Below are 24,618 nucleotides of genomic sequence, written 5' to 3'. Positions count from 1 at the left end.
GCACCGGACGCGTCCGGTGCGGGCCCTCCCGTATGCCCGGGTCCGGGGTTCAGCCGAAGACCACGCAGGAGGCGGCCGGGGCCTCGATCGCGCCCGCGCGGCGCGGGATGCCGCTCTCCGCGTCGATGTCGAACCAGGTCACGTCGCCGGAGCGCTCGTTGGCCGCGTACAGCCGCCGTCCCGAGGGATCGAGGGCCAGGTCCCGGGGCCAGCGGCCCCCGCAGGGCACGGAGGCGACCAGGGCGGCCTTCTCGCCGCTCGGGTCGAGGGAGAGGACGGCGATGGTGTCGTCGCCCCGTACGGCGGCCCACAGGAACCGGCCGTCGGGGGCGACGGCCACCCCGGAGGGGTAGCTCGACCCCGTGGCGCCCTCGGGCAGCACGGACGTCTCCGCGACCGGTTCGAGGGCCCCGGCCGCCCCGTCCCAGCGGCAGACCGTGAGGGTGGGCTCCAGCTCGTTCAGGACGTAGGCGTGGCTGCCGGCCGGGTGGAAGGCCAGGTGGCGCGGGCCCGTGCCGGGGCGCAGGGCGGTCTCGCCGTGCGGGCGCAGGGCTCCGGAGGCGGGATCGAGGGCGTAGATCCGTACGGAGTCGGTGCCGAGGTCCACGGCGGTCGCCCAGGGCCCGCCGGGCGCCGGCAGGACCTGGTGGGCGTGCGGGCCGCGCTGGCGCTCGGTGACCGGTCCCGAGCCCTCGTGCCGGGCGACGTCGGTGGCGGTGCCGAGCGCGCCGTCCGGGCCGATGGGCAGGGCGGTGACACTGCCGGAGCCGTAGTTGGCCGTGAGGACATGGCCCGCGGCGACGGCGAGGTGGGTGGGTCCGGAGCCCTGTACGGCCACGGGAGCGCCGAGCGGCCGGGGGACGGCTCCGGTCACGTCGAAGGCGGCCGCGGCGCCCTCCTCGGCCTCCGAGACGGCGTACAGGACCGCGCCCGCGAGGGTGAGGAAGGACGGGTCGGTCAGGGCCGCGGTCTCGGAGGTGACGGTCAGGGCGCCGGTGGAGGCGTCCACGTCGGCGGTGAGGATGCCGCGGCCGCCGGCCGAGGTGAACGATCCGATGAAGGCCCGTACCGGTTCCCGCGCGTCTGTGCCGCCCATGGCGTCTCCCCTCTCCGCCGGGCGGTCACGGCCGACCGCCCGCGTCGTCGGGGCCGACGTTAGCAGGCGGTCTAGACCAACTTGGATCAAGCGTCTGGGAGGGGCTGTTCCTCAGGCCGCCGGGACGAGCGGGGCGCTCGGGGAGGTGCGCAGCGGCGCCGCGAGGTCGACCAGCGCCCGCTCCAGGCCGTACAGATGGCCGAGGGCGGCCTCGGCTCCCGGGTGGTGCGGCGCCAGGGCATCGGCCGCGACGGAGGCGGAGCGCGCGGGACTGGTCGGCGGGACGAGGGCGTGGACGGCCGCCTCGACCCGCCAGGACGCGGCGGCGAGCCGGGCGTCGTGGGAGGCGTCGGGGTCGGCGGCGACCGCGGCGAGACCGCGGATCTCGCGGGCGCAGTCGTCGAGCAGGGCGAGGACGCGGCGGGCGCGGGCCTTGCGGGCCCGCAGCGGGCTCAGCGGGTGGACCAGCGGCGCCAACGAGAGCCGGACCCTGCCGAGCAGCACCTCCAGCTCGGCGGCGAGCGGCGCGGGGTCGGCGTCCGGGTCGCCGGCGAGCCGTCGTGCCGCGACGGTGGTGCAGTCGTGGACACAGGTCACGGCCCGCTCGATCCAGGCGTTGGTCGCCGCGTGGGTGGTCACGGGCAGCAGGGCCACACCGACGGCCGCGCCGAGCGCGCCGACCGCGGTCTCCTCGAAGCGGAGCAGCAGGAGCCCGGGGTGCAGGACGCCGAGCAGTCCGTACAGCAGCCCGGCCATGACGGTCACGAAGAACATCATCCAGCTGTACGAGAGCGGGGCGGTGTAGAAGATCCCGAAGACGCACACGGCGACCAGGAGGGCGGTCGGGGCGGGCGCGCCGGCGAGCGGGATCGCGATCAGGAGTCCGGCGGCGATGCCGGTGACCGTGCCGACGACCCGGCGGAAGCCCCGGACGAGGGTCTCGCCGCGCGAGGCGGTGTTGACGAAGATCCACCACGCGGTGCCGACGGCCCAGTACCAGCGTTCGTGGGAGATGAACTGACCGGCGGCGAGCGCGACGGCGCAGGCGGCGGTGGCCTGGAACGCCTGCCGGGTGGTGGGCCGGTGGAAGCCGCGGCCGGGCAGCGGGGCGGGTGCGGCGGGCGGCGGGACACGTCGCTCGATGCACCAGGCGACGAACCGGACCGTGCCCGAGACGGCGAGGGCGAGGGCCACCGCCGCGTACAGCTCCGGCAGCTGGGCGGGCAGCGCGTGCAGGAACTGGGTGACGAAGAACATCATGAACGCGAAGATGCCGAGCGCGTGTCCGCGCGGGCCCCAGCGGCGTGCGTACACGCCCGCGAAGACGACGAGCAGCCAGGACGCGTCACGCAGCAGCGGCACACCGTGCAGGGCGGTCGCGAGGGCGAGGACCGGGAAGCCGACGGCGGGCAGCAGGGCCGTGGTGGTCAGTTGCCGGCGCACGGTCGGGTCGCCGACGGTGAAGAGCGCGAGCAGCGCGGCGAGACCGCCGGTGATGGAGGCGGTGAGGGAGAGTCCGGCGAGCTCGGCCGCGGCGACGGAGAGTCCGACGCCGAGGACGGCGCGCGAGGAGACCCTCAGCCGGACCCGGCCCGGGTCGGGTGCCACGAACACGAGTCGGACGAGCCGACGCCCGGCCGCCCGGAGCTGCTTCACGGCGGTTGTTCCGCGCCCGCTGTCGTACACACACCCTCTTCGCGTGATCTCTCGTGTCCCGGCCTGCTTGTGGCGGCCCCTGGACATGGGAAAGGCGCCGCGGGTCCGGTTCCCGGCCTCGTCGCCGGTCCGGCGCATGCGCGGCGCCATCTCTTCGTACTCTTCTCAGAGGAAAGCACTAATCACCCACTGGCTCAACTCAACCGGGACAGGGTGTGCCGTTGGTACAGTCATCGCGGGTAGAACTCGGCCAGAAGGAGGCCAACGGACCATGGCGGTGGACGAGCTCGACACGCGCATCCTGCGGCTGCTGATCGAGCAGCCGCGCACCAGCGTGCGCGAGTACGCGCGGATCCTGGGGGTGGCCCGGGGCACGGTGCAGGCCCGGATCGACCGTTTGGAGCGGGACGGGGTGATCACCGCCACCGGCCCGGTGCTCTCTCCCGCGGCGCTCGGTCACCCGGTGCTCGCGTTCGTACACATCGAGGTCACGCAGGGACATCTGGACGAGGTCGGCGACGCGCTCGCGGCCGTGCCGGAGATCGTCGAGGCGTTCTCGATCACGGGCGGCGGGGACCTGCTGACGCGGGTGGTGGCCCGGGACAACGGCCATCTCGAGGATGTGATCCAGCGGCTGATCCAGCTGCCGGGCGTGGTGCGCACCCGTACGGAGATGGCGCTGCGCGAGCGCGTTCCGCACCGGCTGCTGCCGCTGGTGGAGGCGGTGGGGCGGGCGTCGGGCCGGGGTGCATGACCGGGGGGTTGAGATGCTGGGACCCATGAGCACACCGCGCCCTTCGGTCATCTTCGATCTCGACGGAACGCTGGTGGACAGCGAGCCGAACTACTTCGAGGCCACCCGGCGGACCCTCGTCGCCTTCGCCGGGGACACGGACTTCGACTGGGAGCGGCACACGCGCTTCATCGGGATCGGGACGCGGGAGACGCTGGAGATCCTCGGGGAGCGGTACGGGATCGAGGCGCCCGTCGACGAGCTGCTCGCCGCCACCAACCGGAACTATCTGGAGCTGGCGGGGGCGTCGACCCCGGTCTATCCGCAGATGCGGACCCTCGTGGAGCGCCTGCACGCGGCGGGGGTTCCGATGGCGGTGGCGTCCGGCTCGTCGCTCGCCGCGATCGAGGCGGTCCTCGGCGGGACCGGGCTCGGCGCGTTGCTGACCACCCTGGTCTCCGCGGAGGAGGTGGAGCGGGGCAAGCCGGAACCGGACGTCTTCCTGGAGGCGGCGCGCCGGCTCGGGGCGGAGCCGGCGCGGTGCGTGGTGTTCGAGGACGCGGCCCCGGGTGCCCAGGCTGCGCGGGCGGCGGGGATGCGGTGCGTGGCACTGCCGTATGTGGCGGCGACGGTGGACGATCCGGCGTTCCGCGCGGCCGATCTGGTGTTCCGTGGCGGGCAGGCGGAGTTCACCGCCGAGGCGGCACTGGCCTGGCTCGACGGCCTGACGTAGGGCTCTCCCGCTCGCATCTCCGCTCCGATGCCGGACGGGAAGAAAACCGGACGCCGTGCGGCGTGTTCGTGTGTCAGGGTACGGACGCCCTGCCCCACCGCGCCGAGGAGCACGCATGTCCGTACCGCCCCGACTGATCCCGCTGCTCGACCAGTTCGACTTCGCGCGGCTCAGGCTCCGGCAGCGCATGGCGGGGCCGTTCGTGGACAGCGGCAACGGCACGGACGTGGGGGTGGAGGCGCTCACCGACGAGGAGTACCTCTGGGAGCCGGTGCCGGGCTGCTGGTCGCTCCGCCGCCGCGCCGAAGGGCCGGGCCCGCGGGCGACCGTCCTGACCGGCGTGGGCGACTGGGGGCGCGACGCCACCCCGCCTCCGCACCCCACTCCCCCGCCGTTCACCACCATCGCCTGGCGGCTGAGCCATCTGAGCGAGCTCATGACGCTGCGCGCGGACCACACCGACGGCAGCCACAGCCTGACCCGTGACGACTACCGGATCAGCGGCGATGTCGCCGCGGCGATCGAATCCTTCGACGCCGGGGCGGAAGCCTGGCGGAAGGCCCTGCTCTCGGTCGACGACGAGGCGCTCGACACGGTGGGCCTCAGCACCTACCCGCACGGCAGCGATCCCGAGGACCCCTTCCTCGAGATCGTCTGGTGGGTCAACCAGGAACTGCTGCACCACGGAGCCGAGATCGCACTCCTGCGGGACCTCTACCGGGAACGCGCCGCGTAGGGCGCGTCTTTCGGATCCTGTAGGTCGTCCGGTCGTTGGGCCTGTGTTCCACATGAGCATGCGGTTGGGAGAAGCATGGAGCACGAAGCCGTCGAGGCCGAGCTCACCACCACCGAGCAGCTGCCAGGGCTCGGCTCGGCCTTGGGACAGCTCGACTGCCTGCTCGCCAGGAACGGCTCTCACTGGATCGTCGCTCACGACGGGGTCGCTTGGGAGACGGGCCGGGTCTCGGGAGACACGGCCGCAGTCTTCGACACGCGGCACGGCGGCAGGCTGTCCGGCGAGGAGGATGTGTACGTCACCCCCGTCCCGGGCGGCGGCCTCGCCGTGAGCGGCGGCGGCTCCGTCACCGTCCAGGAGGCGGACGGGACCGTCCGCTGGACGTTCCCGCACCCTCCGTGGCCGACCGGAGCCTACGGCGCATGCGCCCCCGACCCCTCCGGGACCGCCCTGCTCGCGGTCGTCCAGCCCGGCGTCGAGACCGAACGGAACGAAGTCCTCGTGGTCCTGGACCTGGCGACCGGTGCCGTGCTGGCGTCCAGCACGCTCCCGACGCACTGGGGGACGTACGCGTTCCAGCAGCCGCTCGGCCCGGCCGCCACCCAGGATGTCTTCCTCAACGCGGCGCAGGGGCAGGAGGAGGCTTACTCCCTGCTCGTCGCCGCCACGCGGGAGCGCCTGGCGATCACACGGGTCGGAGGCTACGACGAGCCCTTCACGGGAAGCAGCCTGCGTTCCGGCGCCTTTCTGACGCTCGCCGTCGCCGGGGAGCAGCTCACCCGGTACGACACCCCGGCCGGCCCCCGGACCGTGGTGGAGGCGTCCGATGTCCTCCCGGACGGCCTCGTCTTCATGGGGCAGCCGGGCTTCCTCGACGAGGGACGGGTCCTGGCGGCGGTCGGCGAGGATCCCTGGGAAGAGGAATGCCGTCACGTCCTGCTCGGAGCCGACGACCTGGGCCTCCGAGCCGAGGTCACGTACCCTCCGGACACCGCGGTGACGACCCGCGCGCTCCCCCTTGGCGACGGCACGTGGCTCACCTTCGACGACGACACGGTCCACCGCTGGCGCACCGGCTGACGCCCGGCCCTCGTTCCGGCCGCCGCCTCGGCCGTGTCCCACTTCGTCACGATGGCGACGTACCCCCACGCGTGGGATCATTTGTATGAACTGACAACAGCCATGACGAAGACAGTCAAGAGGGCGAAATGTCTGCCATCAAGGAATCCATCGACATTTCCCGCAGCCCTGAGGAGGTCTTCACCTACGTGACCGACCCGACCCATCTGCCCGACTGGCAGGAGAGTGCCGTCTCGGTCCGCCTCCTGGGCGAGGGGCCCGTCGCCGTCGGCTCGAAGGTCGCCGTGACGCGGCGGATGGGACGCCGTTCGATGGTCAGCATCATGCAGGTCATCGAGTTGGACCCGCCGACGAGTTGGCACATCCACGGCATCGACGGTCCGGTGCGCGGCGACGTCCAGGGCAGGATCGAGCCCATCGACGACGGCGAGCATTCACGGGTGACGATCGCCCTCGATTTCGAGGGCCACGGTATCGGCAAGGCACTGGTCCCCCTGGTCGTGCGCCCGCACGTGCGCAAGGAGATGCCCAGGAACGAGCAGACCCTCAAGGGCATTCTGGAGGCGGGAGCGGCTCGCTGATCATCCCTCGCGCATGCGGAGGAGCTCCGGCAGATCGGCGAAGGAGTCCAGGACGTGGTCCGGTTCGCCCTCCGCCGCCTCCTGCGTCTCGGGCAGGTACTTGCCGGTCCGCACCAGCACGCCGGTGATCCCGCAGCGCTGGGCCGCGAGGACGTCGGACTCGATGTCGTCCCCCACCATGAGCGTCTCGCCCGCGTCGGCACCGAGGCGCGCGAGAGCGGTGGCGAAGAAGGTGGGCGAGGGTTTGCCGGTGATCTCCGCCTCGACGCCTGCGGCCCGTTCCAGCCCCAGGAGGAAGGCTCCCGTGTCGAGGTCGAGCCCGTCGACGGTACGCCAGTACAGGTTGCGGTGCATCGCGACGAGCCGCGCGCCGTCGCGTACACGGCGGAAGACGCGGTTGAGTGAGGCGTAGCCGAACGCGTCGCCCGCGCCGCCGAGGACGACCACGTCCGGCGCCGGGCCGTCCTCGTCGACGAGCGTCAGGCCACCGAGGTCGTCGGCGACGTCCCCGGCGTTGATCAGCAGCACGCGCGCCCCCGGGTGGTGCTCCCGTAGGTGGGCGGCGGTGGCGGCGGGTGCGGTGAGGATGTCGTCGACGCCGACGGGAAAGCCCTCCCCTGTCAGCCGCGCGGCGACGGAGGCGCGGGTCCGCGAGGTGGTGTTGGTGACCAGAGCGAGCGGGACGCCGTCGGCGCGCAGCCGCTCCATGGCGGCGACGGCGCCGGGCAGCGCCTTCCAGGAGACGGTGAGCACGCCGTCGATGTCGATCAGTGCCGCTCGGATGCGTGACATGGGGAGGAGCCTCCACACATGCAGTCCCCGGTAGTCCGTCTCCGCACTCGGGCATCTCAGTCGTCGCTGATCGCCCTGAGATCCGGGAGGATCTGCCGGGGGCCTGGCCAGAGCCAGCGAGTGGGTCACGCGGGTCGGTGAACGTCTTCGCCGACGGGTGCGGCTCGCTCTGGTTTTCTGGTGTATTAGGGATTTTCCTCCTTATTTCTCCCTCGTCAAGACCCCCAGGCCTCGAACTCGTAGATCCGTGCGGCGGGGTCGGTGGTCTGGGTGGGGCTGGTGATCTCCAGACGTACGTAGCGTGCCGCGGCGGCCACGGGGTGTGTGGTGGTGGCCGCCGTGTTGCCGGTGACGGTCGCCGCGGTGGTCCACGGGTCACCGGTCGAGCCGCGGACCTTGAGGGTGAAGTCGCGGGTGTTCCAGGACGCGCTCTCGCCGCCGGAAGCCGCGTGCTTCACCGTGAGGCGGTTCACGTCACGCACCGAACCGAGGTCGATCTCCAGCCACTTGGCGGTCGTGGTGGTGCACCACTTGTCGCCGTTGCCGCCGGAGACCGTGCCGTTGACGGCCTTGGCGGGTGTCTCGGTGCCGTTGCACTGGCCGGAGGCGGTCGCGGGGCGGTTCAGCGCGAGGTTGGACTCGGTCGTGCCGGACCAGCCGACGGTGGTGGTGGCGGCCGGCGAGCGGCCGTACTCGGTGGAGACGGCCTCGACGTCGAGCGTGGTGGTGGTCTCCGTGCCGGCGCGGTCGAGCTGCGGGACGAAGAGGGCGTCGTTGGGCGTGGCGCCGAGGAACGTACGGGTGCCGTCGCTGTTGCGCCGGTACACCTCGTAGTGGTGCACGGAGCCGGCGGCCGAGGCCGTCCAGGACAGGCGCAGCGACTTGCGTGTGGGGCTCACGTCGGTGGTGCCGAGGACGGTGACGGCGGTCGGTGCGGCCGCCGTGTCCACGGCCCCGTCGTAGACGGCGATCTGCCCGACCTTCACGTCGTACGAGGCGACGGACCCGGCGGTCTGCAGGCCGATCTGGGCGACGGTCCGGCCGGCGTAGGCGGAGAGGTCGAGGGTCTTGCGCTCCCAGCCGGTGGTGCCGTTGGAGCCGAGGTCGAGGGTGGTGAAGGTGGTCGGCGCGTCGGTGAAGGAGATCGCGGCCTTGAGGCGGGTGGGTCCCGCGGCCGGGGTCTTCACGACGACGGACAGCTTGGTGTCGGCGGCGACCGGCAGCTTCGTCTGGTACAGCCGGACGGTGTTCACGGCGTCGAGGGTGCCCGTCAGACGCAGCGAGGAGCCACCCTCGTACGCGTCGGTGAAGTCGATCGACGGAGTGAGCCTGGAGCCGGTGGAACCGACGAGCCAGCGATACGTCGGGGGCACGTCCTGGAGCGAGAGGTTGTTCCAGCCCGTCGACGCCACCCGTACGCCGCCGGAGTGGAAGAAGTCGCCCTGGCCAGCCCCGAACGAGGTGACGAAGGGCTTGGCGGTGACGGGCGAGGACTCGGGGACGTAGTGCGCGAGCCCCTTCCAGGCCGACGTGGTCGTGGTGTCGGAGGGGTCGCCGTTGGCGCCGTCCCAGTAACGCGCCTCTCTGGCATGGGAGTCGGACCGGTTCGCCGACGAGGTGAAGGTCCACTCGGGCCGGTAGATGCCGAGGGAGGTGACGTGCGGCTGCCCGGCGGGGAAGACCGAGGCCCAGGGGACGGAGGTGTTGGAGCCGTTCGCCTCGGTGTCGATGCCGGAGTACAGCTCGTACTCGCTGCGGCCGAGGCTCCGGGCGAGGGTGCGGGAGGAGCTCAGCCCCGAGGCGCTCCAGCCGAAGTCGAGGAACATCGAGTCGGAGGTCCGCAGCGAACCCTCCTGCAGGAAGGAGTCGTTGGCGGAGGTGAGGGAGTCCTGCCAGCTCACCGCCCCGGATTCGGTCATCGCGTCGTACCACATGAACTCGACCGGGCCGAGGGAGCGGGCGTAGCGCATCTCGTTGCGCAGCTCGGTCGCGAGGGCCGCGTCGCCGCCCGCGGTCTCCTGGTTGATGAACCAGCCGTCGAAGCCGTAGTGCTGCGCGACCTGGGCGAGCTTGTCCGCGACGGGGTAGGTGGAGCCGGTCTTCTTCGCGAAGTCGCGTACCCACTGGATCTGGCCGCCGTAGGCGGTGGGCGGGAAGAAGACGGTGCCGTAGACCTTCACGCCGTTGCGGTGGGCGGCGTCGATGACGGTCGCGTTGGGGGCGAGGATCAGGCCCTCGCTCGCGGAGCCGCCCCAGAAGACCAGCTTGTCGATGTACTGCCAGTGGCCGAAGGCGTAGTAGTGCGGGTTGGTGGAGCCCTGAGAGGGGTTGTTCGAGGTGGGGCCGAAGGAGACCAGGGACGCGATCTTCCCTTCGCCGGCGCGGGCGTTGGCGTTGGCCTTGAGCGCGGGGTCGGAGACGCGCGGCCGCAGGGGGACGCGGGAGCGGTTGAACCGCGCGTCGGGGTCGGTGGCCGGATCCCAGTTCAGGAGGGTGTTCGGGTGCCAGTACGAGGCGTAGGGCTGATCGCCCGCCGCCTGCACCCGTGCGGGGGCCTCGGCGGCGGCGCTCGCTGCGCTCGCGGCGGGGGTGAGGGGTGCGAGGCCGAGGAGTGCGGCGAAGAGCGCCGCGATCGGCAGAAGGGGCAGGTGTCGTCTCATCCGAAACTCCGGTCCAGCGAAGGGTGGGGTGCTGGGCGTACAGGAGGTACTGGTGGTGCGGATGACGCGTGACGAGTGGTGCGTGGCGCGTGGAGTTCGGGCGTACGGCGCCGGACGTACGGCACCCGGCGTCGCGGTGCCCGGTGTGCTGTGCCCACCGACGTGGCCGGGGACGTGCGGGGCCGTGCGGGTGCGATGTCGTGGGAGCCAGTCCACACGTGGCGCCACCGGTCCGTCTCGCCCCGGGAGGCTAAACGGCTTTAGTTCGCCGGGTCAAGAGCCGGTGGCGCGGTGCTCTCACGGACCGTCAGACGCGGCGTCGGGTTCTTGATGTCCCGCGCCGCCGCCGGGTCGTCGACGAGCGCGAGCAGTTCCCGCGCGACCTGCTCGCCGAGGGCGAAGGTGTCGCGGGAGAGCGCGGTGAGGGCGGGGTGGACGATGCGGGCGAGCGCGGAGTCGTCGAAGGAGACGATCGACAGCTCGCCGGGGACGGCCACGCCCATCTCGGTGGCCACGCCGAGCCCGGCGACCGCCATCACATCGCTGTCGTAGATGATCGCCGTCGGCCGCTGGGGCCGGGCGAGGAGCGCCCGGGTGGCGGCGGCGCCCTCCGCGTCGCTGAAGTCGGTGGGCAGCGACACCGCCTCGGTCAGACCGAGGCGCCGGGCACTGTCCCGTACGGCCCGGATGCGGCGCTGGGTGTGCTGGAAGGCCGGCAGACCGGCCAGATGCGCGATCCGGCGGTGGCCGAGGGCCGCGAGGTAGTCGACGATCGACACCATCGCCGCACGGTCGTCCGCCCAGACGCTCGGCAGGCTGCCGTGCCGGCCGGGCCCGCCGATGACGGTCGTGGGGACGCCGAGCTCCTCCAGGACGGGGATCCTGGGGTCGCGGACCTGGAGGTCGACCAGGACGAAGCCGTCCACCCGGTGCTCGGAGGTCCAGCGCCTGTAGACCTCGATCTCGGCCGCCGTGTCCTCGACGACCAGCAGGTTCAGCGCCGTGCCGCGGACCGAGAGTCCGGCCTGCAGTCCACTCAGCAGATGGCCGAAGAACGGCTCAAGGCCGATGGTGCGGGCCGGCCGGGCGAGGACGAGGCCGACCGCGCCGGCCCGTGCCCCGCCGAGGGCGCGCGCGGCGCTGTGGGGCCGCCAGTTCATCTCCTCGGCCACCCGCAGGATGCGCTCACGGGTCACCTCGCTCACTCCGGGCCTGCCGTTGAGCGCGAAGGACACCGCGCCCTTGGAGACCCCGGCCCGGCGGGCGATGTCGGCGATCGTCGGTCTGGCCACGCAGCGCCCCTTCGGTCCTCGCGCACTGTCTTGACAGCGGAGTGTAGCGGGAGCATAGTCCCCCATCGCTAGACCGGTTTAGTAGCTCTGCATCCTCCGCCAGAACAGACCGGGAGACCTCTCACATGCGAACAAGCCACTGGGTGCGGGCGGCCGTTGCCGCGGTCGCCGCGGCCACGCTCGCCGGCTGCGGCCTCGGCGACCCGAACGGCTCCGACGACGCGGGCGCGGCGGCCGGCGGCGAGGTGAAGGGCAAGGTCTCGCTCCAGACCTGGGCCCTGAAGCCGAAGTTCACCGCGTACATGGAGGGCGTGATCGACGCCTTCGAGAAGAAGAACCCGGGTGTGGAAGTCGAATGGCTCGACCAGCCGGGCGAGGGCTACTCGGAGAAGGTGCTCAGCCAGGCGGCCGGCGGCACCCTCCCCGACGTGGTCAATCTGCCGCCGGACTTCGCCCTGCCGCTGGTGAAGCAGTCGATGCTGCTGGACGTGGCGAAGGCCGACCCGAAGCTGGACGCCGACTACGTCAAGGGCGGCACCGACGCCTACCGCTTCGCCGGACACGACGGTACGTACGGATACCCCTGGTACCTCAACACCGACGTCAACTACTGGAACTCCGCGCTCCTCGCCCAGTACGGCCTGGACCCGAAGAAGCCCCCGGCCTCCCTGGACGAGCTGATCACGGCGGCCAGGACCGTCAAGGAGAAGTCCGACGGCTCGGTCTATCTGATGAGCCGCAAGCCCGGTCTGATGGACTTCGCCAACGCCGGGGTGAAGCTCATGTCCGACGACGGCATGCGCTTCACCTTCAACACCCCGGAGGCCGCCGCGGTCCTCGACACCTACCGCGCCGCGTTCAAGGAGGGGCTGCTGCCCAAGGACGTGCTGACCGAGACGTACGCGGGCAACACCAAGCTGTTCAGCTCCGGCACCGCCGCCTGGACCACCGCCGGCGGCAACTACATCACCTCGCTGGCCGCCGACAACCCGAGCCTCGCCCCCAAGGTGGTCTCCTCCCCCGCCATCGGTACCCCGCCGCTGTACGTCCAGGGCCTCTCGGTCTCGAAGGGCACCAAGAACCGGGCCACCGCGCTGGCGCTCGCCCGCTGGGTGACCAACGCCGAGAACCAGGCCGCCTTCGCCCACCTCACGAGCATCTTCCCCTCGACGAAGGCCTCTGCCTCGGACCCCTTCTTCAGCAAGAGCGACGGCACCAACGCCGGTGACGCCAAGGTCACGGCCTTCACCTCGCTCGCACAGGCCACGATGCTGGAGCCCGTCCAGGCGAACGACGCGATCAAGACGGTGATCAACCAGCAGATCGCCCTCGCCCTGAGTGGCCAGGCCGGATCCAAGGAGGCCCTGGACACCGCGGTCGCCCGCGCCGACCAGCTGCTGAAGGACTGATCCGGCGAGCGGCGCCGCCTTCCCCCGGCGCCTCTCTCCCTTTCCCGGAAGGCACCCCATGACTCACCGGCGCTGGTTCACCCCGTGGCTGCTCGCCGGGCCGGCCGTGGTCTGGCTCGTCGTCTTCAACCTGTGGCCCGCCCTCAACACGGTGATCCTGTCGTTCACCAACGCCAAGCCACTGGGCGGCGGCCGCTTCACCGGCCTCGCCAACTACGAACGCGCCCTGACCGACGAGCAGTTGATCGACGCGCTGATCAACAGCATCGTCTATCTGCTCATCTGTCTGCCGCTGCTCACCCTGCTGCCGCTGCTCCTCGCGCTCCTCGTGGAGAAGAAGCTCCCGGGCATCACCTTCTTCCGCACCGCCTTCTACACGCCGGTCGTCGCCTCCGCCGTCGTGGTCGCGCTGATCTGGGGATGGGTCCTGGACGACCGTGGCCTGATCAACGGACTGCTCGGACAGCTCGGCCTCGCCGAGCGCCCCGTCGACTTCCTCACCGACCGCTGGCTCCTGCTCTTCAGCGCCATCGGACTCACGGTCTGGAAGGGACTCGGCTACTACATGGTCATCTACCTGTCCGCGCTCGGGAACGTCGGCCGCGAGCTGCACGAGGCCGCCGCCGTCGACGGCGCCTCCGCCGTACGCCGGTTCTGGCACGTCACCCTGCCGGGGGTGCGGACCACGATGATGCTGGTCTCCGTCCTGATCTCGGTCTCCGCCCTGCGGGTCTTCTCGGAGCTGTACGTCCTGTCCAACGGCACCGGCGGCCCCGGCGGCCGGGACATGTCGGTGGTGATGCTCATCCAGATGTACAGCCGCGGCTTCACCGGGCACATCGGCTACGCCTCCGCCCTCAGCCTGCTGCTCTTCGTCATCACCGTCGGCCCGATGCTGCTCCTGGCCCGGCTCAACCGGAAGGCGGCCTGACCATGCCCGCACGGGGATTCGGTACGCCCGCACCGGCCGCGAAGGCGGTCCGCTATCTGCTCCTGACCGTGGTCCTGCTGCTCACGATCGGCCCGTTCCTGTGGCAGCTCTCCACCTCGCTCAAGGGGCCCGGCGAGGACGTGTACTCCCGTACGCCGGACTTCCTGCCACGGGACTGGACGCTCTCCAACTACGCCCAGGTCGCCGACACCATCCCGGTGTGGACCTACGCCGTCAACTCGCTGACGGTGGCGGCGATCGCCGTCGCCGGCAACGTCGTGGGCGCCACCCTCGCCGGGTACGCGCTGTCCAGGCTGCGGTTCCGCGGGGCGCGCCTGGTGCTCGGCCTCTTCCTCGCCACACTGGTGCTGCCCGGCGAGGTCACGATCGTCTCGCAGTACGTGACGGTCCGGAGCATGGGCCTGACGGACACCCTGCTCGGGGTGGCGCTGCCCGGGGCGATCGCCATGCTCAACGTGCTGCTGATGTACACGGCGTTCCAGGCCGTGCCGCCCGAACTCGACGCGGCGGCGCTCGTGGACGGTGCCACCGTGTGGCAGCGCCTCGTCCATGTGGGCCTGCCCAACGTACGGGGGATGCTGAGCGTCGTCGTGATCTTCACCTTCATCGGCGCCTGGGACGACTTCCTGTGGCCGCTCATCGTCCTCAACGACCCCGAGCGCTACACCCTGACCGTCGGGCTGCAGTACCTCGACGGAACGTTCACGGCCAACCCGCGGCTGATCGCGGCCGGCACCATGATCGCCTTCCTGCCGATCGTGGCCGTGTTCGCCGCGCTCCAGCGGTTCTTCTTCAAGGGCGTCGAGGAAGGCGCCATCAAGGGATGACCTCCGCACCGGACTCGGGAAGGAATCGACACCGCGCATGACCACTCCCCAGGACCTCCCTGCCGAGCATGGCCGCGCCCCTCGCTTCGGCGTCAACTACACCCCCAGCAAGGGCTGGTTCCACCACTGGCTCGACTTCGACCTCGACGCCGTCCGCGCCGACCTGGACTCGATCGCCGCTCTGGACCTGGACCACGTCCGGGTCTTCCCGCTCTGGCCCGTCTTCCAGCCGAACCGCACCCTGATCCGCCCGCGCGCCGTCGAGCAGCTGGTGGCACTCGTCGACGCGGCGGCCGAGCGCGGACTCGACGTGGCCGTCGACGGACTGCAGGGCCATCTGTCCAGCTTCGACTTCCGGCCCTCGTGGACCCTGACCTGGCACCGGCGCAACATGTTCACCGACCCCGAGGTCCTCGACGGACAAGCCGCCTATCTGCGCACCCTCGCCGCGGCGCTGGCCGGCCGCCCCACCTTCCTGGGCATGACCCTCGGCAACGAGATCAACCAGTTCTCGGGCGATCCGCACCCCGACCCGGACCGGATCACGCCGGCCGAGGCGGAGAGCTGGCTGCGCCACATGCTGGCGGCATGCGAGCGGGGAGCGCCGGGGCGGCTGCATCTGCATGCGGAGTACGACGCCGCCTGGTACCTCGACGACCATCCGTTCACGCCGGCCCAGGCGGCCAGGATCGGCGCGGTGACGGCCGTGCACTCCTGGGTCTTCAACGGCACCGCGCAGCGCTACGGCCCCGACTCCGTCGCGACGGGGCAACACGCCGCGTATCTCGTCGAGTTGTCGAAGGCATGGGCCGACGACCCGGGGCGGCCGGTGTGGCTGCAGGAGGTCGGGGCGCCCGCCCCGCACATCGCCGCCGACCGGGCCGCCGCATTCACCCGTACGACGGTGGAGGCCGCGCTCGACTGCCAGGACCTCTGGGGCATCACCTGGTGGTGCTCCCACGACGTGGACCGCTCGCTCGCCGACTTCCCCGAACTGGAGTACAGCCTCGGCCTGTTGACCACCGACGGGGCGGTCAAACCGGCCGGGCGGGCGCTCGCCGAGGCCGTGGCGGAGGCCCGTGCGCGCGCTCACCGTCCTCTGCCGCGCTCCACGGCCCTGGTCCTCGACCTGTCCGACGACGCACCGAAGCGTTCGACGTGCTCCCCCGGCGGGGCGTTCTTCGAGGCGTACATGCGGCTGGCCGCGGACGGCGCGCGGCCGACCGCCGTACTGGCGTCGCGGGCGTCGGACCGCGATCATCTCACCGCACGCGGGATCACCGAGACGGTCACCGTCGACGACGTCGGCCGGGCCTGACCACCACCCTCTCTACGTGATGGAGCGACTGCCATGCATGACGACCGCACCCTGATCGAGTCCCGTCTCCGGCGCGTCCTCGACGAGCGCATCCGGCCGGCGATCCACCCGGAGTCGGTGCCTCTGGAGGTGGGGATCTGGACCGCGCCCGACGAACCGGTGCCGGTGGCGGAGGGGATCGCCGCCCCGCGGACCCCGATCGCCGTCGGCGACGCCTGGGGAGCACCTTGGGGCACGAGCTGGCTCACCGTCTCCGGGACGGTACCGGCGGGCTGGGCGGGCCGGACGGTCGAGGCGCTGATCGACCTCGGCTTCGACGCGAACATGCCCGGGTTCCAGTGCGAGGGCCTGGTCTACCGGCCGGACGGTTCGCCGGTGAAGGGGCTCAACCCGCGCAACCAGTGGGTCCGGATCGCCGCCCCGGCAGCGGGTGGCGAGGAGGTGCTGCTGCACGTCGAGGCGGCGTCCAATCCGGTGATCCTCGACTACCACCCCTTCCTGCCGACCGAGCTCGGCGACAAGGAGACGGCGGGCGACCGGCCGCAGTACCGGCTGGAGCGGATGGATCTGGCCGTCTTCGACGAGACCGTGTGGCAACTGGTGATCGATCTGGAGGTGCTCGGCGAGCTGATGGCGGAGCTGCCGGTGGAGGGCGCCCGTCGCTGGGACATCCTGCGGGCGATCGACCGGGCCCTGGACGCGATCGACCTCCAGGACGTCAACGGGACCGCGGCGGCAGCCCGTGAGCAGCTGGTCGCGGTGCTGTCGTCGCCGGCCGAGCCGTCGGCGCACCGGATCAGCGCGGTCGGGCACGCCCACATCGACTCGGCCTGGCTGTGGCCGCTGCGCGAGACGGTACGCAAGGTGGCGCGGACCACCGCCAACATGACCGCGCTCCTCGAGGACGAGCCGGACTTCGTCTACACGATGTCGCAGGCGCAGCAGTACGCGTGGATCAAGGAGCACCGGCCGGAGGTGTACGCGCGGGTCAAGAAGGCGGTCGCGGAGGGCCGGTTCGTGCCGGCCGGAGGCATGTGGGTGGAGTCGGACACGAACATGCCGGGCTCGGAGGCGATGGCCCGTCAGTTCGTGCACGGGAAGCGGTTCTTCCTGGACGAGTTCGGCGTCGAGAACGAGGAGGCGTGGCTGCCGGACACCTTCGGCTTCGCGGGCGGGCTGCCGCAGATCATCAAGGCGGCCGGGTCCAAGTGGCTGCTGACGCAGAAGATCTCGTGGAGCCAGGTCAACACCTTCCCGCACCACACGTTCTGGTGGGAGGGCATCGACGGGACACGGATCTTCACGCACTTCCCGCCGATCGACACGTACAACTGCTCGATGAAGGGCAAGGAGATCGCCCATGCCGTCCGCAACTTCAAGGACAAGGGGCGGGCGCGGCACTCGATCGCGCCGACCGGCTGGGGCGACGGAGGCGGCGGCACCACGCGCGAGATGATCGCGAAGGCGGCGCGGCTGCGGGATCTGGAGGGGTCGGCGCGGGTGCGCTGGGAGCGGCCCGCGGAGTTCTTCGCGAAGGCCGAGGCGGAGTATCCGCATCCGCCGGTCTGGGTGGGCGAATTGTACCTGGAGCTGCACCGGGCGACGCTGACGAGCCAGGCGCGGACCAAGCAGGGCAACCGGGCGAGCGAGAACCTGCTGCGCGAGGCGGAGCTGTGGGCGGCCACGGCCGCGGTGCGGTCCGGAGTGCCGTATCCGTACGAGGAGTTGGACCGGATCTGGAAGACGGTGCTGCTGCACCAGTTCCACGACATCCTGCCCGGCTCCTCGATCGCGTGGGTGCACCGCGAGGCGGAGCGGACGTACGCGGCGGTGGCCGAGGAGCTGAACGGGATCATCGGCCGGGCGCAGCGGGTGCTGGCCGGTGACGCGGCGGCGGGCGGCGAGGTGGTCTTCAACGCGGCTCCGCACGAGCGGGCGGGCGTTCCGGCGGGCGGGGGCCGGAGGGTCGTCCCCGCGACGGACGGCTCCCCCGTCGCATGCACGGTGGAGGCGCGGCCGGGTGGCGGGTTCGTGCTCGCCAACGGGCTGCTGCGGGTGGTCGTGGACGAGCGCGGCCTGGTGGTGTCGCTGGTCGATCTCGCCGGTGGTCGGGAGACGGTCGCGCCGGGCACGGCCGCGAACCTCCTCCAGATCCACCCCGACTTCCCGAACATGTGGGACGCCTGGGACGTCGACCAGTTCTACCGCAACACCGTGACCGATCTGACCGACGCGGACGAGGTTGCCGTGGCCGTCGAGACGCGTGGGGCCGTCTCGGTGCGGGTGACCCGTTCCTTCGGCTCCTCCCGCGCCGTCCAGACGCTGACGCTGGCCGCCGGGGCGAAGCGGCTCGACCTGGAGACCGAGGTCGACTGGCACGAGACGGAGAAGTTCCTCAAGGCCGCCTTCCCGCTGGACCTGCACACCGACCGGTACGCCGCGGAGACCCAGTTCGGCCATCTGCACCGCCCGACCCACACCAACACCAGCTGGGAGGCGGCCAAGTTCGAGGCATGCAACCACCGCTTCGTCCACTTCGAGGAGCCCGGCTGGGGTGTCGCGCTGGTGACGGCGTCGACGTACGGGCACGACGTCACCCGTGCCGTACGGCCCGAGGACGGCGGCACCACGACGACGGTACGGGTGTCCCTGCTGCGCGCCCCCCGCTTCCCGGACCCGCACACCGACCAGGGCGTGCACCGCTTCCGCCACGCGCTGGTGCCCGGTGCGTCCGTCGGCGACGCGGTCCGCGAGGGCTACCGGGTCAATCTGCCGGAGCGCCGGGTTCCCGGGGACGCGGACGTGGCCCCGCTGGTCGCCGTGGACGACGACGCCGTCGTGGTCAGCGCCGTGAAGCTGGCCGACGACCGCAGCGGCGACGTGGTCGTCCGGCTCTACGAGTCGCGGGGCGGCCGGGCCCGCGCCCGGCTCACCACCGAGCTCGACCTCGGCGGGGTCACGGTGTGCGACCTGCTGGAGCGCCCGCTGGACGACGTCCCGGCCGGCACTGTCGCCGTGACGGACGGCGCGCTCGAACTCGCCCTGCGCCCCTTCCAGCTGCTCACGCTGCGTTGCGCGGTCCCTGAGGTCGCGCGGTGAGCACGGGGGCGGGCCAGCGGGGGTGGAGGGCGTCTATGCGGTAGTCGTGGGCGTGGCACCGGCCCGTACCGGCCAGGTGCGGGTGGTCCGGCGCCAGCTCTGCGTGGACGTGTTCCAGCGCGGCCGGATCGGTGCGCGGCCAGAGCCGGGCGGCGGCGACGGCCGCGAGGAGGGCGACGGCGCTCAGTGCGCCGGCCGCGAGCGGGAGGCCGGCGTGCGCGGCGGTCCAGCCGGCGAGGGGGTAGGTGAGCAGCCAGCATCCGTGGGCGAGGGAGAACCGGGCGGCGAAGACGGCGGGGAGGTCTCCGCCGCCCGCGGAGCGGCGCAGCAGCCGCCCTCCCGGGGTCAGGACCGCCGAGCAGGCGGCCCCGAGCAGCAGCCAGACGGCGAGCAGGGCCGGCCAGGACCAGAGGCCGGGGCTCGCCGTCAGGCCGGCCGGGAGCAGGGCCAGGACCCCGGCCGTCACGAAGGCGGCGGGGAGCAGCACCGCGCGGTCGCCGACCCGGTCCAGGAGCCGTGGCAGCAGCAGCGCCACGGCCATGGAGCCCGCGCCGTACGCGCCGAGGGCGAGGGCGACGTCGCCTGCCGGGCGGCCCAGGACCTCGCGTACGAGCACGACGGTGTTGACGAGGACCATCGCGCCGCCCGCGGCGACGACCAGGTCGAGGGCGAGGAGGGCCCGCAGCCGCGGGGTGGCGAGGAAGAGCCGGGTGCCGTAGGCCGCCCTGGCGTACACGCCGCCGGTCCGCTCCACGGGTTCGGGTTTCGGCAGCAGGACCGAGGCGACCAGGGCGGCGGAGGCGAGGAAGCCGGCGGCGGTGCCGGCGAAGAGCAGTCCGGAGGGGACGAGGGTCAGCAGGGCGGCGGCGAGAGCGGGGCTGAAGAGGTTCTCCAGGTCGTAGGCGAGCCGGGAGAGCGACAGTGCGCGGGTGTAGTCGCGCTCGTCGGGCAGGACGTCGGGGACGGTGGCCTGGAAGGTCGGGGTGAAGGCGGCCGAGGCGGCTTGGAGCAGCAGGATCAGGACGTAGATCTGCCAGACCTCGGTGACGAAGGGCAGCGCCAGGGCAGCCGCGGCGCGGGTGAGGTCCATGGCGATCAGCAGCGCGCGCCGGGGTACGCGGTCGGCGACGGCGCTGATGAGCGGGGCGATCCCCACGTACGCGACCATCTTGATCGCGAGGGCGGTCCCGAGGACGGCGGAGGCGTCGGCGCCGGCGAGGTCGTACGCGAGCAGGCTCAGCGCGACCGTGGCGAGTCCCGTGCCGGCGAGGGCGACGACCTGGGCGGTGAAGAGACGGCGGTAGGTGCGGTTGCGCAGCACGGACAGCATGAGGCACGCCCTCGTTCGGCTACCGGGTGCTCACTACCGTAGCCGACATGTGCATGGTTGCGCACATGTTGAATCCATAACCGAAGGCCGCCCGTCAGTCGTGCCAGGGCTCCCCCGTCACCTGATGATCGGCATGGCTGATGGCTTCGACCACCAGACGCCGCACATGTCCGTCCGGCAGCGTGTACACCACCCGTCGGCCGTCCTTGCGGTGCTGGACGAGTCCGCCGAGTCGGAGCTTGGCCAGGTGCTGACTCACCGCGGGCCGTGCCGCGCCGCACGCCTCCGCGAGGGCGCCGACGTCCGACTCGCCACGCGTCAGCAGCCACACCAGATGCAGTCGGGTCGGGTCCGCGAGCAGCGCGAACACACCGGCCGCGGCGGCGAGCTCGGGAGCGCCGGGGGTGCGCTGGTGCACAACGCTCGCTGTTGAGGGTCCCTCGCGTTCTGGCATGGGGCCATCGTAGGCACGGCAAAGAGAACCGCCCCTGGCGCGAGGCACCGGGGGCGGATCCGAGGAAGCGAGCGGTCAGAGCTTGTGCATCCCCTTGTACGGGCTGAGGACGCGGACCTGGGTGGCTCCGAAGTCGACGAGAAGCGCACCCGTCGGCTCCTGGCCAATGATCTTCCCGAGACCGTGACGATCGTGGGAGACGCGGTCACCGACGGCGAACTCCTTGATCACGGGATCGACGGGAGCCGCGAAGGGGCTGGTGGACAGGTGGCGCCGGGGCGCGGATCGGTTCGTCATCGTGATGCCAGTATGCCCCGCGAGATGGCCCCAGCACAGACTCGAGCGCCCGCCCGGTGTGCGGCCCCGGGGTCCCGTGAGCCCTCCGCGGGGCACCTCCCACCTCAAGTACGCCGATTTCGGGGCTGGTTCGACGGGTGGAGTCCGCTTCGCCGCGGCAGCGGAATGGATCGTCTCGGTCCGCTACCGCCTGTACATCGGTGGCACCCATGTCGACACGGTGGTCGAGGACGCGGCGGCCGATGGGCACGGGTCAGGTCGTCGTCGCCGCCGGGAGTTCCGCGCGGGACGGCGGGAGACCGTCCGCCTTCCGGAGGGCGACGGTCATCGTGAGCCCGCCGCCGGGGGTGTCCTCGGCGGTCACGGTGCCGCCCATGGCCTCGACGAAGCCACGGGCGACGGCGAGTCCGAGGCCCACGCCTGCCCCGCGCGGCGCGTCGCCGTAGCGCTGGAAGGCGCCGAAGATGCGGTCCTTGGCCTCGTCGGGGACGCCCGGGCCGCGGTCCACGACCCGGAGTTCGACCCGGTCCGCGAGCGCGCTCGCCGCCACGAGGACGGGTGCGCCCTCGGGGCTGTACTTGACCGCGTTCTCGACGATGTTGGCGACCGCCCGTTCCAGCAGGCCGCGGTCGACGGCGACCATCGGGAGCGTCTCGGGGATGTCCAGCTCCACGCTGTCCTCGGGCACGCCCGCCAGCGCCATCGGGACGACCTCGTCGAGGTCGGTCTCGCGGATGACCGCGGTCACGGTCCCGGTCTCCAGCCGGGAGACGTCCAGCAGATTGCCGACGAGGTGGTCGAGCCGGTCGGCGCCCTCCTCGATGCCCTCCAGGAGCTCGGCGCGGTCCTCCTCGGACCATTCGACGTCGTCGGCCCTGAGCGAGCTGACCGACGCCTTGATGCCGGCGAGCGGGGTACGCAGGTCATGGCTGACGGCCGCGAGCAGGGACGTACGGATCTTGTTGCCCTCGGCCAGCTTGCGGGCCTCCTCGGCCTCTCCGACGAGCCGCTGCCGGTCCAGTACCACCGCGGCCTGCGCGGCGAACGCTCCCAGCACTCGCCGGTCCTCCGCGGGCAGCACCCGACCGGTCAGGGCGAGGGCCAGATGCTCGCCGACGGGCATGTCCACGTCCGCGTCCTCGGGACGGCCCGCCGGCCGGGGTCCGACCAGGGCGACACAGACCCAGGGGTCGGTCTCCTCACGGCGTTCCAGCAGGGCGACGGACTCCATGGCGAAGGTCTCCCTGACCCGTTCGAGGAGGGACTCCAGGCTCGTCTCGCCGCGCAGCACGCTGCCCGCGAGGAAGGAGAGCGTCTCGGCCTCGGCGCGCAGCCGGGCGGCCTGGTGGGTGCGGCGGGCCGCCAGGTCCACCACGGAGGCGACGGAGATCGCCACGCCCACGAAGACGACGAGTGCGACCAGGTTCTTCGGGTCGGCGATCGTGAGCTCGTGGATCGGCGGGGTGAAGTAGTAGTTCAGCAGCACCGAGCCCACGGCCGCCGAGGCGAGGGCGGGCCGCAGCCCGCCCAGCAGGGCGGCGGCGACGGTGAGCGTGAGGAAGAGCAGGACGTCGTTGGCGAGGCCGACGTCGGGGACGGCCCCCAGCAGCAGGGTGAGCAGACCGGGTCCGACGATGCCGGTGAGCCAGCCCCAGATGGTCCGGGAGCGGCCGAGGCGGGCGCCCCGGGCGACGGGCAGTCCACGGCCCTTGGCCGCCTCGTCGTGGGTGACGATGTGGACGTCGAGGTCGGGGCCCGACTCACGGGCGACCGTGGCGCTGACGCCGGGGCTGAAGGCGTACTGCCAGGAACGCCGACGGCTCACCCCCAGCACGATCTGCGTGGCGTTGACCCCGCGGGCGAATTCGAGCAGGCCGGAGGAGATGTCGTCGCCTATGACGTGGTGGAAGGTGCCGCCGAGGTCCTCGACGAGCGTGCGCTGGACGGCGAGTTCCTTGGGTGACGCGGAGGTCAGGCCGTCGCTGCGGGCGATGTAGACGGCGAGGACCTCACCGCCGGCGCCCTTCTCGGCGAGCCGGGTGGCCCGCCGGATCAGGGTGCGGCCTTCGGGACCACCGGTGAGTCCGACGACGATCCGCTCGCGGGAGCCCCAGATCTTCGAGACGCGGTGCTCGGTCCGGTACTCCTGGAGGTACTCGTCGACGCGGTCGGCGGTCCACAGCAGGGCGAGCTCGCGCAGCGCCGTCAGGTTGCCGGGACGGAAGTAGTTGGAGAGGGCCGCGTCGACCTTGTCCGGCTTGTAGATGTTGCCGTGGGCCATGCGGCGGCGCAGGGCCTGTGGCGACATGTCGACGAGTTCGATCTGGTCGGCGCGGCGGACGACCTCGTCGGGGACCGTCTCCTTCTGCCGTACGCCCGTGATGGACTCGACGACGTCGCCCAGCGATTCGAGGTGCTGGATGTTGACCGTGGAGACGACGTCGATGCCCGCCGCGAGCAGCTCCTCGATGTCCTGCCAGCGCTTGGAGTTCCGCGAACCGGGGACATTGGTGTGCGGAAGCTCATCCACGAGCGCGACGGCGGGACGGCGAGCCAGGACCGCGTCCACGTCCATCTCGGTGAAGGTGGTGTCGCGATAGGCGAGGGTGCGGCGCGGGATCTGTTCCAGGCCGTGCAGCATCACCTCCGTACGCGGACGGTCGTGGTGCTCGACGAAGGCGACGACGCAGTCGGTGCCGCGCTCGACCCGTCGATGGCCCTCGGAGAGCATGGCGTACGTCTTGCCGACGCCCGGTGCCGCGCCGAGGTAGATCCGGAGCTTTCCGCGTCCCATGGTGTGGTGTGATGCCGTTTCTTCGATGGAGGCAGCAGGGGCGTGACCGGCCCGAGTCACGCCTCGAAGCGGTAGCCCATGCCTGGTTCGGTGATCAGATGGCGGGGGTGCGAGGGGTCGCGCTCGAGCTTTCGTCGCAACTGGGCCATGTAGACCCGGAGATAGTTCGTCTTGCCGCCGTAGCTGGGCCCCCAGACCTCCTGGAGCAGCCGGCGCTGGCTGACGAGCATCCCGGGGTTGCGGATCAGGATCTCCAGCAGGTGCCATTCCGTCGGGGTCAGCCGGACGTCGCGGTCCGCGCGTCGGACCTTCTTCGCCGCCAGGTCGACGGTGAACTCCTCGGTCGTGACCAGGTGGTCGGTGTGCGGTACGGGCGGTGTCTCCTCCGTGCGACGGGTCGCGGCCCGCAGCCGGGCCAGCAGCTCGTCCATGCTGAACGGCTTGGTCATGTAGTCGTCGGCGCCCGCGTCGAGTGCGCGGATCTTGTCCTCGGAACCGCTGCGGGCGGACAGCACCAGGACCGGGGCGCGGCTCCAGCCCCGGAGGGCCTTGATGACGTCGATACCGTCCATGTCGGGCAGTCCGAGATCGAGAAGGATCATGTCCGGTCGTCCGGCGGCGACGAGCCTCAGTGCGGTGGCACCGTCGGGTGCCGCGTCCACCTCGTAGCCGCGCGCCTGCAGGTTGATCACCAGCGCACGGGCGAGCTGCGCGTCGTCCTCCACGACAAGCACCCGGGTCATCGGCGTGCTGCCTTCCTCTTGTCTTCCCCTGTACGG

General features: G+C 71.8%; 20 protein-coding genes. 10 read left to right on the top strand and 10 right to left on the bottom strand.

Annotated elements, in window-relative coordinates; genetic code table 11:
* Nucleotides 1-49: 49 nt before the first annotated feature.
* Nucleotides 50-1,096, bottom strand: a complete 1,047-nt coding sequence (locus ACFVZW_RS32425; RefSeq protein ID WP_384528988.1) for a lactonase family protein — start codon at nt 1,094-1,096, stop codon at nt 50-52.
* A gap of 111 nt (nt 1,097-1,207) precedes the next feature.
* Nucleotides 1,208-2,710, bottom strand: a complete 1,503-nt coding sequence (locus ACFVZW_RS32420) for an FUSC family protein (RefSeq protein ID WP_384528991.1) — start codon at nt 2,708-2,710, stop codon at nt 1,208-1,210.
* Between the two features lie 313 nt (nt 2,711-3,023).
* Between ACFVZW_RS32420 and ACFVZW_RS32415 the strand changes: the two genes are divergently transcribed.
* The 5 genes from ACFVZW_RS32415 (at nt 3,024) to ACFVZW_RS32395 (ending at nt 6,615) form a co-directional block, all read left to right on the top strand.
* Nucleotides 3,024-3,506 (top strand): Lrp/AsnC family transcriptional regulator, encoded by a 483-nt coding sequence (locus tag ACFVZW_RS32415; RefSeq protein ID WP_384528985.1) that lies wholly within the window; start codon nt 3,024-3,026, stop codon nt 3,504-3,506.
* 25 nt (nt 3,507-3,531) lie between these two features.
* On the top strand, nt 3,532-4,218 hold the full coding sequence (locus tag ACFVZW_RS32410; RefSeq protein WP_384528981.1) for an HAD family hydrolase: 687 nt from the start codon (nt 3,532-3,534) through the stop codon (nt 4,216-4,218).
* A 115-nt stretch (nt 4,219-4,333) separates the two neighbouring features.
* Nucleotides 4,334-4,954, top strand: coding sequence for a DinB family protein (locus ACFVZW_RS32405; protein WP_384528978.1), 621 nt, complete (start codon nt 4,334-4,336; stop codon nt 4,952-4,954).
* 75 nt (nt 4,955-5,029) lie between these two features.
* The gene (locus ACFVZW_RS32400; RefSeq protein ID WP_384528975.1) at nt 5,030-6,034 is read left to right on the top strand and encodes a hypothetical protein; all 1,005 of its coding nucleotides are present in this window, start codon (nt 5,030-5,032) and stop codon (nt 6,032-6,034) included.
* A 128-nt stretch (nt 6,035-6,162) separates the two neighbouring features.
* The gene (locus tag ACFVZW_RS32395) at nt 6,163-6,615 is read left to right on the top strand and encodes an SRPBCC family protein (protein WP_384528973.1); all 453 of its coding nucleotides are present in this window, start codon (nt 6,163-6,165) and stop codon (nt 6,613-6,615) included.
* On the opposite strand, the gene ACFVZW_RS32390 is transcribed toward ACFVZW_RS32395, so the two are convergent.
* From ACFVZW_RS32390 to ACFVZW_RS32380, 3 genes are all read right to left on the bottom strand, one after another.
* Nucleotides 6,616-7,407, bottom strand: a complete 792-nt coding sequence (locus tag ACFVZW_RS32390) for a TIGR01458 family HAD-type hydrolase (RefSeq protein ID WP_384528970.1) — start codon at nt 7,405-7,407, stop codon at nt 6,616-6,618. It abuts the gene before it with no gap.
* Nucleotides 7,408-7,622: 215 nt separating this feature from the next.
* A complete protein-coding gene (locus tag ACFVZW_RS32385; RefSeq protein ID WP_384528968.1) occupies nt 7,623-10,067 on the bottom strand; it encodes a discoidin domain-containing protein in 2,445 nt (814 codons plus the stop codon).
* Between the two features lie 260 nt (nt 10,068-10,327).
* Nucleotides 10,328-11,359, bottom strand: a complete 1,032-nt coding sequence (locus ACFVZW_RS32380; protein WP_384528965.1) for a LacI family DNA-binding transcriptional regulator — start codon at nt 11,357-11,359, stop codon at nt 10,328-10,330.
* A gap of 125 nt (nt 11,360-11,484) precedes the next feature.
* Between ACFVZW_RS32380 and ACFVZW_RS32375 the strand changes: the two genes are divergently transcribed.
* Genes ACFVZW_RS32375 through ACFVZW_RS32355 form a run of 5 tightly spaced genes read left to right on the top strand, consistent with a single transcriptional unit; the run spans nt 11,485 to nt 18,964 of the window.
* On the top strand, nt 11,485-12,768 hold the full coding sequence (locus ACFVZW_RS32375; RefSeq protein ID WP_384528962.1) for an ABC transporter substrate-binding protein: 1,284 nt from the start codon (nt 11,485-11,487) through the stop codon (nt 12,766-12,768).
* Between the two features lie 58 nt (nt 12,769-12,826).
* Nucleotides 12,827-13,699, top strand: a complete 873-nt coding sequence (locus tag ACFVZW_RS32370) for a carbohydrate ABC transporter permease (protein WP_384528959.1) — start codon at nt 12,827-12,829, stop codon at nt 13,697-13,699.
* Nucleotides 13,700-13,701: 2 nt separating this feature from the next.
* The gene (locus ACFVZW_RS32365; RefSeq protein WP_384528956.1) at nt 13,702-14,547 is read left to right on the top strand and encodes a carbohydrate ABC transporter permease; all 846 of its coding nucleotides are present in this window, start codon (nt 13,702-13,704) and stop codon (nt 14,545-14,547) included.
* Between the two features lie 37 nt (nt 14,548-14,584).
* A complete protein-coding gene (locus ACFVZW_RS32360; RefSeq protein ID WP_384528954.1) occupies nt 14,585-15,865 on the top strand; it encodes a glycosyl hydrolase in 1,281 nt (426 codons plus the stop codon).
* A 33-nt stretch (nt 15,866-15,898) separates the two neighbouring features.
* Nucleotides 15,899-18,964, top strand: a complete 3,066-nt coding sequence (locus tag ACFVZW_RS32355) for an alpha-mannosidase (RefSeq protein WP_384528951.1) — start codon at nt 15,899-15,901, stop codon at nt 18,962-18,964.
* Here ACFVZW_RS32355 and ACFVZW_RS32350 read toward each other — a convergent pair.
* The 5 genes from ACFVZW_RS32350 to ACFVZW_RS32330 form a co-directional block, all read right to left on the bottom strand.
* Complete coding sequence (locus ACFVZW_RS32350; RefSeq protein WP_384528949.1) at nt 18,927-20,294, bottom strand: MFS transporter; 1,368 nt, start codon at nt 20,292-20,294, stop codon at nt 18,927-18,929. The two genes, ACFVZW_RS32355 and ACFVZW_RS32350, sit on opposite strands and share 38 nt — an antisense overlap.
* A gap of 94 nt (nt 20,295-20,388) precedes the next feature.
* On the bottom strand, nt 20,389-20,748 hold the full coding sequence (locus tag ACFVZW_RS32345; protein ID WP_384528946.1) for an ArsR/SmtB family transcription factor: 360 nt from the start codon (nt 20,746-20,748) through the stop codon (nt 20,389-20,391).
* 75 nt (nt 20,749-20,823) lie between these two features.
* A complete protein-coding gene (locus ACFVZW_RS32340) occupies nt 20,824-21,045 on the bottom strand; it encodes a hypothetical protein (protein ID WP_329123581.1) in 222 nt (73 codons plus the stop codon).
* Between the two features lie 253 nt (nt 21,046-21,298).
* Entirely contained in the window at nt 21,299-23,839 is a 2,541-nt protein-coding gene (locus ACFVZW_RS32335; RefSeq protein WP_384528943.1) for an ATP-binding protein, read from the bottom strand.
* A gap of 56 nt (nt 23,840-23,895) precedes the next feature.
* Nucleotides 23,896-24,582, bottom strand: a complete 687-nt coding sequence (locus ACFVZW_RS32330) for a response regulator (RefSeq protein ID WP_384528940.1) — start codon at nt 24,580-24,582, stop codon at nt 23,896-23,898.
* Nucleotides 24,583-24,618: the final 36 nt, after the last annotated feature.

Origin of the sequence: Streptomyces sp. NPDC059567, assembly GCF_042735655.1 — a bacterium.
In the GTDB taxonomy this organism is placed as follows: Bacteria; Actinomycetota; Actinomycetes; order Streptomycetales; family Streptomycetaceae; genus Streptomyces.
The sequence above is the reverse complement of the archived record's forward strand: the minus strand, read 5'-3'. Positions and strand labels throughout refer to the sequence as shown.

What these genes read in the sequence shown, in the direction of transcription:
- ACFVZW_RS32425 (WP_384528988.1), bottom strand. Translation starts at nt 1,096, where the DNA reads ATGGGCGGCACAGACGCGCGGGAACCGGTACGGGCCTTCATCGGATCG.
- ACFVZW_RS32415 (WP_384528985.1), top strand. Translation starts at nt 3,024, where the DNA reads ATGGCGGTGGACGAGCTCGACACGCGCATCCTGCGGCTGCTGATCGAG.
- ACFVZW_RS32410 (WP_384528981.1), top strand. Translation starts at nt 3,532, where the DNA reads ATGAGCACACCGCGCCCTTCGGTCATCTTCGATCTCGACGGAACGCTG.
- ACFVZW_RS32405 (WP_384528978.1), top strand. Translation starts at nt 4,334, where the DNA reads ATGTCCGTACCGCCCCGACTGATCCCGCTGCTCGACCAGTTCGACTTC.
- ACFVZW_RS32400 (WP_384528975.1), top strand. Translation starts at nt 5,030, where the DNA reads ATGGAGCACGAAGCCGTCGAGGCCGAGCTCACCACCACCGAGCAGCTG.
- ACFVZW_RS32395 (WP_384528973.1), top strand. Translation starts at nt 6,163, where the DNA reads ATGTCTGCCATCAAGGAATCCATCGACATTTCCCGCAGCCCTGAGGAG.
- ACFVZW_RS32390 (WP_384528970.1), bottom strand. Translation starts at nt 7,407, where the DNA reads ATGTCACGCATCCGAGCGGCACTGATCGACATCGACGGCGTGCTCACC.
- ACFVZW_RS32385 (WP_384528968.1), bottom strand. Translation starts at nt 10,067, where the DNA reads ATGAGACGACACCTGCCCCTTCTGCCGATCGCGGCGCTCTTCGCCGCA.
- ACFVZW_RS32375 (WP_384528962.1), top strand. Translation starts at nt 11,485, where the DNA reads ATGCGAACAAGCCACTGGGTGCGGGCGGCCGTTGCCGCGGTCGCCGCG.
- ACFVZW_RS32370 (WP_384528959.1), top strand. Translation starts at nt 12,827, where the DNA reads ATGACTCACCGGCGCTGGTTCACCCCGTGGCTGCTCGCCGGGCCGGCC.
- ACFVZW_RS32365 (WP_384528956.1), top strand. Translation starts at nt 13,702, where the DNA reads ATGCCCGCACGGGGATTCGGTACGCCCGCACCGGCCGCGAAGGCGGTC.
- ACFVZW_RS32360 (WP_384528954.1), top strand. Translation starts at nt 14,585, where the DNA reads ATGACCACTCCCCAGGACCTCCCTGCCGAGCATGGCCGCGCCCCTCGC.
- ACFVZW_RS32355 (WP_384528951.1), top strand. Translation starts at nt 15,899, where the DNA reads ATGCATGACGACCGCACCCTGATCGAGTCCCGTCTCCGGCGCGTCCTC.
- ACFVZW_RS32350 (WP_384528949.1), bottom strand. Translation starts at nt 20,294, where the DNA reads ATGCTGTCCGTGCTGCGCAACCGCACCTACCGCCGTCTCTTCACCGCC.
- ACFVZW_RS32345 (WP_384528946.1), bottom strand. Translation starts at nt 20,748, where the DNA reads ATGCCAGAACGCGAGGGACCCTCAACAGCGAGCGTTGTGCACCAGCGC.
- ACFVZW_RS32340 (WP_329123581.1), bottom strand. Translation starts at nt 21,045, where the DNA reads ATGACGAACCGATCCGCGCCCCGGCGCCACCTGTCCACCAGCCCCTTC.
- ACFVZW_RS32335 (WP_384528943.1), bottom strand. Translation starts at nt 23,839, where the DNA reads ATGGGACGCGGAAAGCTCCGGATCTACCTCGGCGCGGCACCGGGCGTC.
- ACFVZW_RS32330 (WP_384528940.1), bottom strand. Translation starts at nt 24,582, where the DNA reads ATGACCCGGGTGCTTGTCGTGGAGGACGACGCGCAGCTCGCCCGTGCG.